Source organism: Psychrobacillus vulpis (assembly GCF_006861825.1).
Lineage (GTDB): Bacteria > Bacillota > Bacilli > Bacillales_A > Planococcaceae > Psychrobacillus > Psychrobacillus vulpis.
This window is the reverse complement of the sequence record NZ_VDGI01000039.1, coordinates 1-8353: the sequence shown is the minus strand read 5'-3', so window position 1 is coordinate 8353 and position 8353 is coordinate 1. Positions and strand designations below refer to the sequence as shown.

Here is an 8353-nt window from a genome sequence, read left to right as displayed (position 1 = left end):
GTGGAAAGCGAGCGGTAAGCTTCGGAAAACTACGGGGGAACTTCATTAAAAGTGAAACTATATGGACTTTTTCAGTGGCCTCCGGAAAGGGAGCCGTTTCAACGATTTTCTTATCTATTGGAATATTGTACAACTCCGTCTGGCAAAGAAATAAGTGTAATACTGCCTCAAGTGTGAAAGTCACCCACAAAAGGAGATACACTTACTTTATTTTTAAAATAAGTTAAGTTTCTCAATTCGTGCAACCGCTTCTTTTAAACGATCCTCGTCGACAAGTAGTCCTACTCTTACATAACCTTCTCCATAAGTTCCAAATCCGTTACCAGCTGCAACTGCAACATCTGCTTTTTCTAGTAATAAATCGGCGAACTCTTCACTTGTATATCCTTTAGCAACGGGTAACCAAGCGAAAAAAGATCCTTTAGGAGCTTTTACATTCCATCCGATTTTTAAACAAGCTTCTACCAATGCGTTTCTTCTTCTTTCATACAAAGAAACTAGTTCTTCCACACAATCTTGACTTTCATTAAGTGCGGTAGCAGCTGCCGATTGAACAGCAGGGAAGAGGCTAACAAATAAATGATCTTGAATCATATTAATTGCCTCAATCATTTGAGCGTTTCCAACTGCAAAACCAACTCTCCAACCAGCCATATTGTACGTTTTCGAAAGGGTATACATTTCTACACCGACGTCTTTAGCACCTTCTGTTTGTAAAAAACTTATTTGTTTTTGTCCATCAAAACCGATCCCACCATACGCAAAGTCATGCACAATAGCAATATTAGATTCTTTTGCAAGAGTTACAGTCTCTTCAAAAAATTCTTTCGTAGCAGTAGCTCCAGTAGGGTTATTAGGATAATTTAAAAACATTAACTTGGCAGCTTCTTTCTGTTCATCTGTCAATAAGCTGAAGTCTGGTAAAAATTTATTTTCTTCCAAAAGTGGCATCGTGTCGTATTTAACACTTGCTAATCCAGCTCCAGATAAATAATCAGGATAACCTGGATCAGGTAGTAGCATCAATTCATTTTCATTCATCATGGCAAGTGGTAATTCGACCAAACCTATTTTCGTTCCAAACATAATGGCTACTTCGGTATTTGCATCAATTTCCACATTGTATTCACGTTTGTAAAAATTTGCAGCAGCCTGTTTTAGTTCTGTTGTACCTCGAAATGGAGAGTATTTGTGCGATTGTGGATTTGTAGCAGCATCTTGTAACGCTTTCACAATATGCTCTGGCGTAGGTTGATCAGGATTACCTTGTCCTAGGTTGATTACATCTCTTCCTTCCGCTACTGCAAGTGTTACTTTTTGAACAAGAGTAGCGAAAAATTGAGTTGGTAAATTTTTTAAGCGATTTGAAAAGTCCATGTAAATTCCCTCTTTTTTTAAATAGTTGCATATATTAGACAAATCTTATAACCTTTTTAGTATTATGTCTATAGGTGGTGGAGATATGAAAGTGGCATGTGTTCAACTAGATATTGCATTTGGTAACCCAAAAGAAAATTTTATTACCGTAGAAAAGAAGATAAGAGATGCCGCATCTTTAGGTGCCGATATAATCGTTCTACCTGAGATGTGGAATACTGGATACGACTTAACAAGACTAGCAGAAATTGCAGATGTTGAGGGTGAAGATACTAAAAGATTATTAACAAAATTATCAAAAGAACTAAGTATTCATATCGTTGGTGGATCTGTCTCTACAAAAAAAGGAGACAATTTTTTTAACACAATGTATGTAGTCAATTCATTAGGAGAAATTATAGCAGAATATGATAAAGCTCATTTGTTCAAATTAATGGATGAACATCATTACTTAGAAGCTGGAAATGGAAAAAATTTATTTTCTTTGGATGGAATAGAGATGGGTGGAATCATTTGTTATGATCTACGTTTTCCAGAATGGATACGTAGCCATGTTTTAGATGGTGCTAAAATAATATTTGTACCAGCTCAATGGCCAGATAAACGAATTGATCATTGGAAAATTTTATTGCAAGCAAGAGCGATCGAAAACCAATGTTATGTGGTAGCAGTAAATCGTGTTGGAAAGGACCCGAACAATTCATTTAATGGCAACTCAATGGTTATTGCTCCTTGGGGTGAGATACTTTGGACTGGTGAAAATGAAGAGACTGTGAAGGTTGTAGAACTTACCCTTTCAGAAATAGAGGAAGTAAGAAAAAGAATTCCTATATTTCAAGATAGAAGGGAAACTCTTTACAAATAGTTGGTAGAGACACAAAAAAATAGCGAGAGTATAAAACACAGGATTTATTTTTCCTGTGTTTTTTTCTTGATGCAAACATATATATGAATAAACAGAAAGGTGGGGAAAATGCTTTTTTTCAAAAAATCCTTAATAATTTTATTAGGGAGTATATTAGTTGCTTTTGGTATTAACTTCTTTTTAGTTCCTTTTCATCTATTAGATGGTGGAGGAGTTGGCATAGGTTTAATCATTCATTATTTACTAAATATTAAAGTTGGACTTGCAATTATTTGTATAAGTATTCCAATTTTTTTAGTTGCTTGGGTATATTATCGTTCTTTTTTTTATAATGGTATTCATGGATTATTGTTTTCATCGGTTGTCATTGATTTTTTGTATCCTTTGCATATTGCTGGTGAAAAATTAATTTCAAACAGTATGATAGGGGCTATTTGCGGAGGCTTTTTTGTAGGATTGGGCATAGGGTTGATGCTTCGATTTGGTATAACAATTGGTGGAACAGATTTATTAGCGCAAATGATTGCAAAACTGTTGAGAGCAAACCCAGGATTATGTATATTAGCAATCGATATTGTAGTTGTAACTGTAGGAAGTATTCTAGTAGACTCAGTTTCATTATTTCATTCATGTATAACAGTAATATCTGTTGGAATTACAACCTCTATGCTAGTGAAAAGGCATTATTAAAATGGATAATGATCTCCTCGATGTAAGGATTTTTTGAAATAAGATGTTCATATGAATACATATCTGAAAAAGAAAGAAAAATATGAATAGTGTTAAAAATATGTCTCCTTTCATTGACTTAAGGGATGCTTTTTTGTATGTTGTTAAAAGGGGAGGGATTAAGAATGACAGAAAGAATTCATGCTATTCAAGATGATTATCCTGATGACATTGCTTGGTGTTTTGGATGTGGTAGACTTAACGAAAATGGATATCATTTTCGTACATATTGGAATGGGTATCAAACGGAAACGACATATGAACCGAAAAAAGAACATATCGCTATACCAGGATTCGTCTATGGTGGATTAATAGGAGCACTTGTGGATTGTCACGGAACGGGTTCAGCATCGCTTGCTCTACACAGAAAAAATGGTTTTGAACCAGGCAGTGGAGAAGAGCCACCCCGGTTCGTTACAGGTTCACTTCATGTAGACTTTTTGAAACCAACACCGCAAAATGTAATATTGAAGGCTGTTGGAACAGTGGAAGAGATTCATCCAAAGAAATGGAAAGTGAATGTGGAAGTATTTGCTGGAGAATCTCTATGTGCTAAAGGAGAAGTAATAGCAGTCGTGATGCCTTCATCATTTACTAAATAAAATAAAACACAGGACATTTTCTTGCCCTGTGTTTTTTATTTTTTTATATTTCGTTTACAACCTGAGCTTCTTTTGGCTCCGGAACTCTTGATAATATTATAAGTCCAATAATAAATAATACAACTAAACTAAAAACGCCGTAGGAAGATTTACCAGTAATTTGTGCGGTAAAAGCTACAAGCAATGGTCCCATAATGGAGGCAAATTTACCAAAGATATTATAAAAGCCGAAGAATTCATTGGAGTTTTCTTTTGGAATCAACTTAGCGAAATACGATCTACTTAAAGCTTGAATACCACCTTGGGAAGTAGCAACAAGCATTGCAAGAATCCAAAAATCGACTACAGTTTCTAAGAAAAATGCATACGTACAAACAATCATATAAACTATAATTCCTACATAGAGCATTTTCTTTTCAGAAAATTTTCCAGCTAGCTTTCCATATAAAATTGCAAATGGTGCTGCTACAACTTGAGTAACAAAAAGAATAATTAATAAACTAGTAGAACTAAGTCCTAAATCTGTCCCATATGCTGTAGACATATTGATAACTGTACCTACTCCATCAATATAGAAAAAGTATGCTAATAAAAACATAAATAATGAACGATATTTTCTAATTTCTTTAAATGTTTTTGCTAAGCGTTTAAAGCTTTGAGGAACTGGGTTACCATCGCGTTCAATATAATGTTTTTGATGAACGTTTTTAAACATAGGAACGGAAAATATAACCCACCATATAGCAGTTATAACAAATGCAATTCTACTAGCAATTTCTGTATTGATTGGGATTACTTCATTGCCTGCTAATAAAATAATAACAATACTTATTAAGAACGGAATAGTACTCCCTATATATCCTAAACTAAATCCCCTGGAAGATACTTCATGCATTCGTTTATCGGTCGTTACATCTACAATAAATCCATCATAAAATACGTTTGCTCCCGTAGCACCTATAGCTGCGATTGTATAGAAAATCAACAAAAGTAACCAATTTTCGAATGGAACAAATGCAAGCAAAGCTGTAAAAGTTACACCAAGGACAAAGAAAAAGGTGAAAAATTTCTTTTTCATTCCACGATAATCCGCAATTGTTCCTAAAATGGGACCAAGCATAGCTAATATAAATGTAAATATAGCAATCGTATACCCTAAATAGGCTGTAGAAACATTCCCATCTAATCCCGCTGCAGTAGCAGACGATTTGTAGAAAATAGGGAATACAGCTGTTGTAATAATAATAGAGTACGCAGAAGACCCCCAATCATACAGAGCCCAACTGTTCTCTTGTTTTGTAAAATTTCTCATAGAAATCCCCCTTATGTTTATACAAAATATTGTACATGATTCCTGACAATTTAGGTGATGATTCCAGAAAAATTACTTAAATTTTACAATTAATTTGTTCTATTATATGCCGCGACAAACCTTAGAAGTTTATTAATTTTATAGTCTGAATAACATAATGAGGGGCTATCTGTTGGTTGTGCACCAAAGGAGTAGAAAACGCATTTTTCAATCATCATCTTAAATTCGATGTAGATGAAGATGCATTGTTAGTAGCTGCAAAGGCAATAGGTCAAATCGTATTAAGCTATAGTAATTAATAAAACAGACTGTCTAATATAGGGGAATTTCCCGTATTAGACAGTCTGTTATTTTGCTAGTTTTTCTGCTTCCTGTGAAACTACGAGCGCTAGATCTTCATTACCGAAAAGCTGTAACACATTTAGCAGTGTTTCTGTATCCACTTCTAAATGATTGTTTTCCATTTCTTCAACTGCATTAAGAAGAGGTATATTCGTTTCTTGTTGAGGATAAGCTTGATTATACAAGGCGACTGCATTTAAGTTGTTATTAAAACACCATTGTATATAAAGTTGGATCATCACATTTTCATCCTCTTGATATTGTTGAATCGCTTTATTTATCAATCGATATCAGCTCCGCAATTAAATTCTGTCTAAAAATTTCCATATATGATAAATGATCATAGTGGATTTATGTTCTAAGGAAGTATTTGTGAATGCTTCTGTTAAAGAAGGGACAATTTTTTCTAACAGAAACTTTCTCGGTTGCTCTCTGTTTAACTCTTCTAAAATATACTCAATCATTTGTATTTCTTTTAACTTAAGGCTGTTAATTTCTTTTAAATAAAATGATTCCAATTGTTTACTTATTTCGTCTTTTGTGAGTAATTTTTCCTCTGTGTTAAGTTCGAAACATGGCCTTTTCAGTAATGAATCATTTGTTCTAGCCATCTCATAAATGATAGTCTCAATTCGTCTCATTACAAAACGAATTATCTTTTCAGTAGATACTTTTGTGTATTGTCTAATCCATGGGTGTTGCAATTGTTGAATCATACCTAGAACAAGTACGGAGCAATCAACAGCAATATCTTTTGTTTGTTCTCCAAAAATATCCACAAGACGCTTCGCAAGCCAATTTACTTCTTCCAAATAATTCATTTTCACAAGATCTCTCAGTTCAAGGTCTTGTGAATGAATAATAGATACTATTATTGGATATAAATTTTGGTCTTGATATATATTCATGCGAATAGTCATTTGCTCAACTAAAATATTTAAATCGGCATCATTTTGTTGTACAAGCAACTCTCTTCTTTTAATAGAAGTTTCCTCTTTAACATTTTCGAGAATTGCTACGATGCATTCATTTTTTGATGAAAAGTAATTGTAAAACGTACCTTTAGAAATTTTTGCTTCCTCAATAATATCTTGTACAGATGTAGAACTAAACCCTTTTTCTATAAAAAGCCGTTGTGCTGCTAACAAAACATTTTTCTTTCTACTATTCATGTAAAATCACCTTTAGACTGTTAGTATACTATCTATATTAGCGTTAAAACCTTAATTTATCAATATTTTTAATGTGAGCGTTTTTCGTTATTGCTTTTTTTATACTATGAGTATAAAATATTCAAAGTGATGAACTAGAGGTACAATATTTAGACTCAAAGTATAATAGGAGGAACTTATTAATGAAAGAATTGCAAAAAAGACCACCATATGCAATGATTGCTATCCTTTTTGTAGGTGCTTTCATTGCGTTTTTGAATAATACTTTATTAAATGTAGCGCTACCAACGATAATGACGGAGTTTGCTGTAAAACCGTCCGTTGTACAGTGGCTAACTACAGGGTATATGTTGATAAATGGGATATTAATCCCTGCAAGTGCATTTTTTGTACAAAAGTTTACAAATAGGCAGTTATTTACTACCGCGATGATCTTTTTTACAGCTGGTACAACACTTGCTATTTTTGCACCAGAGTTTTGGGTATTAGTATTAGCTCGTATGATTCAAGCAGTTGGGTCTGCGATGATGATGCCATTATTGATGAACGTCATGCTAACAGCATTTCCTATTGAACGTCGTGGAGCAGCAATGGGAATGTTTGGACTTGTAATGATATTAGCTCCGGCAATCGGTCCAACATTATCTGGTTGGGTTATTGAACACTATGAATGGAGAACACTATTTGAAATTATATTGCCGTTTGCAATAATTGTTCTATTGTTTTCAATTTTTAAACTTAAAAATATTACACCTAACAATAATATAAAATTAGATGTATTTTCACTTATTTTATCTAGTATAGGGTTTGGTTCTCTTCTATATGGATTTAGTACTGCGGGTGACAAAGGATGGGATTCTCCAATTGTATATGGAACAATCATCATTGGATTTATTGCCTTAATCCTTTTTGTATGGAGACAACTGAAATTAGATGAGCCTATGTTGGATGTTAGAATTTACAAGTATCCAATGTTTGCATTATCATCAGTTATTTCCATAGTTGTTTCTGCAGCGATGTTTTCAGGAATGATATTAACTCCGCTTTATGTGCAAACGATCCGCGGTATTTCTCCGTTCCATTCAGGTTTGTTAATGCTTCCGGGAGCAATTGCAATGGGTATTATGTCTCCAATTACAGGAAAACTCTTCGATAAATACGGAGCAAGAGTTTTAGCGATTATAGGATTAACAATTACTGCAATTGCAACATATTTAATGAGTAATTTAGAGCTTCATTCAGACTATTATTACATTATGGCGATATATACAGTTCGTATGTTTGGTATGTCGATGATCATGATGCCAATAATGACAAACGGTTTGAATCAGTTGCCAATGAAGATGAATCCGCATGGGACTGCTATGAATAACACATTGCAACAAGTTTCAGGTGCTATTGGTTCTGCAATATTCTTAACTATTATGAATGCGAAGATGGAGTCTTCGGCTGAAAAACTTGCTGCAGATGCAGCGAAAGCAGGGAATATGCCGACTACTGCTGAAGGATTAACACAATTCAAAGTTGATCTAGGAATGAAAGCTATGTTAGAGGGGATTAACCATACTTTCTTTATTGCAACAATAGTGACTCTAGTAGCGTTAGTATTATCGTTATTTGTAAAAAGAGTAATAGTAACAAAAGAAAGCTAACAGATTGAAGACAAAAGGTTTCGGGAATGTTGAACATTCCCGAAACCTTTTGATTTTTATCCATTTTCCCTTTTGTACCGTCGATTTCTCTATGAGGTCGTGTCACTTACGAGCGCAGCTTTAAGTTTCTGCCACTGAAAAACTGTCTATTTTTTCGATAAATATTCTTTTCAATTCTAGAAAATCGTTGAAAAAGGCGACACTCCTGCGGGAATAGCGTTAGTCGAAGACCCCACAGCGAAGCGAGGAGGCTGAGGCAACGCCCGCGGAAAGGGAGGGCACTGAAAAACCTTAGCTTTTAA

At 34.2% G+C, this 8353-nt stretch carries 9 protein-coding genes; 5 read left to right on the top strand and 4 right to left on the bottom strand.

All coding sequences use genetic code 11. From position 1 onward, the window contains the following. Positions 1-213: 213 nt before the first annotated feature. Positions 214-1377, bottom strand: a complete 1164-nt coding sequence (locus FG384_RS19065; protein WP_142644270.1) for a pyridoxal phosphate-dependent aminotransferase — start codon at positions 1375-1377, stop codon at positions 214-216. Positions 1378-1462: 85 nt separating this feature from the next. On the opposite strand from FG384_RS19065, the gene FG384_RS19060 reads away from it, so the two are divergent. From FG384_RS19060 to FG384_RS19050, 3 genes are all read left to right on the top strand, one after another. After that, positions 1463-2242: a carbon-nitrogen family hydrolase gene (locus FG384_RS19060; protein WP_142644269.1), complete on the top strand. Its 780-nt coding sequence runs from the start codon at positions 1463-1465 to the stop codon at positions 2240-2242. Between the two features lie 108 nt (positions 2243-2350). Next, positions 2351-2932, top strand: a complete 582-nt coding sequence (locus tag FG384_RS19055) for a YitT family protein (RefSeq protein ID WP_142644268.1) — start codon at positions 2351-2353, stop codon at positions 2930-2932. Positions 2933-3096: 164 nt separating this feature from the next. Next, positions 3097-3573 (top strand): PaaI family thioesterase, encoded by a 477-nt coding sequence (locus tag FG384_RS19050; RefSeq protein ID WP_142644267.1) that lies wholly within the window; start codon positions 3097-3099, stop codon positions 3571-3573. 43 nt (positions 3574-3616) lie between these two features. Here FG384_RS19050 and FG384_RS19045 read toward each other — a convergent pair whose 3' ends face one another. Next, positions 3617-4885, bottom strand: a complete 1269-nt coding sequence (locus FG384_RS19045) for an MFS transporter (protein ID WP_142644266.1) — start codon at positions 4883-4885, stop codon at positions 3617-3619. A gap of 176 nt (positions 4886-5061) precedes the next feature. Here FG384_RS19045 and FG384_RS20380 point away from each other — a divergent pair, with 176 nt between their 5' ends. After that, positions 5062-5184 (top strand): hypothetical protein, encoded by a 123-nt coding sequence (locus FG384_RS20380; RefSeq protein ID WP_276612782.1) that lies wholly within the window; start codon positions 5062-5064, stop codon positions 5182-5184. A gap of 48 nt (positions 5185-5232) precedes the next feature. On the opposite strand, the gene FG384_RS19040 is transcribed toward FG384_RS20380, so the two are convergent. Together FG384_RS19040 and FG384_RS19035 are read right to left on the bottom strand one after the other, a co-directional pair. Beyond that, the gene (locus FG384_RS19040) at positions 5233-5511 is read right to left on the bottom strand and encodes a hypothetical protein (protein ID WP_240793498.1); all 279 of its coding nucleotides are present in this window, start codon (positions 5509-5511) and stop codon (positions 5233-5235) included. An 18-nt stretch (positions 5512-5529) separates the two neighbouring features. Then, positions 5530-6399 (bottom strand): TetR/AcrR family transcriptional regulator, encoded by an 870-nt coding sequence (locus FG384_RS19035; RefSeq protein WP_142644265.1) that lies wholly within the window; start codon positions 6397-6399, stop codon positions 5530-5532. Between the two features lie 182 nt (positions 6400-6581). Here FG384_RS19035 and FG384_RS19030 point away from each other — a divergent pair, with 182 nt between their 5' ends. Beyond that, positions 6582-8051 (top strand): DHA2 family efflux MFS transporter permease subunit, encoded by a 1470-nt coding sequence (locus FG384_RS19030; protein WP_142644264.1) that lies wholly within the window; start codon positions 6582-6584, stop codon positions 8049-8051. Positions 8052-8353 lie beyond the last annotated feature (302 nt).

Bases quoted from the DNA above. Each gene is read 5' to 3' on its own strand.
- FG384_RS19060 (WP_142644269.1), top strand. From the start codon at position 1,463: ATGAAAGTGGCATGTGTTCAACTAGATATTGCATTTGGTAACCCAAAA.
- FG384_RS19045 (WP_142644266.1), bottom strand. From the start codon at position 4,885: ATGAGAAATTTTACAAAACAAGAGAACAGTTGGGCTCTGTATGATTGG.
- FG384_RS19030 (WP_142644264.1), top strand. From the start codon at position 6,582: ATGAAAGAATTGCAAAAAAGACCACCATATGCAATGATTGCTATCCTT.
- FG384_RS19035 (WP_142644265.1), bottom strand. From the start codon at position 6,399: ATGAATAGTAGAAAGAAAAATGTTTTGTTAGCAGCACAACGGCTTTTT.
- FG384_RS19065 (WP_142644270.1), bottom strand. From the start codon at position 1,377: ATGGACTTTTCAAATCGCTTAAAAAATTTACCAACTCAATTTTTCGCT.
- FG384_RS19055 (WP_142644268.1), top strand. From the start codon at position 2,351: ATGCTTTTTTTCAAAAAATCCTTAATAATTTTATTAGGGAGTATATTA.
- FG384_RS19050 (WP_142644267.1), top strand. From the start codon at position 3,097: ATGACAGAAAGAATTCATGCTATTCAAGATGATTATCCTGATGACATT.